This window comes from Variovorax sp. E3 (assembly GCF_016082275.1).
Lineage (GTDB): Bacteria > Pseudomonadota > Gammaproteobacteria > Burkholderiales > Burkholderiaceae_C > Variovorax.
The window spans coordinates 1-1,166 of record NZ_MOWM01000336.1; the positions used below are offsets into that span (position 1 = coordinate 1).

The 1,166-nt window shown below is 63.9% G+C and carries 1 protein-coding gene; it reads right to left on the reverse strand.

The genetic code is table 11. From position 1 onward, the window contains the following. Positions 1-5 precede the first annotated feature (5 nt). Positions 6-1,166, reverse strand: a 1,161-nt coding sequence (gene tuf, locus BMG07_RS40665) for an elongation factor Tu (RefSeq protein ID WP_198089210.1), incomplete at its 5' end; no start/stop codon positions are given.

The window sequence follows — 1,166 nt, forward strand, 5'->3', positions numbered from 1 at the left end:
CCGGCTTAGATGTCGAGGATCTTGGCCACAACGCCCGAACCCACGGTACGGCCGCCTTCACGGATGGCGAAGCGCAGGCCCTCTTCCATCGCGATCGGGTTGATCAGCTTCACGGTGATGCTGACGTTGTCGCCGGGCATGACCATTTCCTTGTCCTTGGGCAGCTCGATCGCGCCGGTCACGTCCGTCGTGCGGAAGTAGAACTGCGGGCGATAGTTGTTGAAGAACGGCGTGTGACGGCCGCCTTCGTCCTTGGACAGGACATACACCTCGGCGGTGAAGTGCACGTGCGGCTTGATCGAGCCGGGCTTGCACAGCACTTGGCCGCGTTCGACTTCTTCGCGCTTCGTGCCGCGCAGCAGCACGCCCACGTTGTCGCCAGCTTGACCCTGGTCCAGCAGCTTGCGGAACATTTCCACGCCGGTGCAGGTGGTCTTGACCGTCGGGCGGATGCCCACGATTTCGATTTCTTCGCCGACCTTGATCACGCCGCGCTCGACGGCGCCGGTCACCACGGTGCCGCGACCCGAGATCGAGAACACGTCTTCCACAGGCATCAGGAACGTGCCGTCCACGGCGCGCTCGGGCGTCGGGATGTACGTGTCCAGCGCTTCAGCCAGCTTCATGATGGCTTCTTCGCCCAGCTTACCCTTGTCGCCTTCCAGGGCGAGCTTGGCCGAGCCGTGGATGATCGGGGTGTCGTCGCCAGGGAACTCGTACTTGTCCAGCAGCTCGCGCACTTCCATTTCGACCAGCTCGAGCAGCTCGGCGTCGTCGACCATGTCGCACTTGTTCAGGAAAACGATGATGTAACCCACGCCGACCTGACGGGCCAGCAGGATGTGCTCACGCGTCTGGGGCATCGGGCCGTCGGCGGCCGAGCACACCAGGATCGCGCCGTCCATCTGGGCGGCGCCCGTGATCATGTTCTTCACATAGTCGGCGTGGCCGGGGCAGTCGACGTGTGCGTAGTGGCGGTTGGCCGTTTCGTACTCGACGTGCGCGGTGTTGATCGTGATGCCGCGGGCCTTTTCTTCGGGCGCAGCGTCGATCTGGTCGTAGGCCTTGGCTTCGCCGCCGAACTTGGCCGACAGCACCGTTGCGATTGCAGCGGTCAGCGTGGTCTTGCCGTGGTCGACGTGACCGATCGTGCCCACGTTGACGTG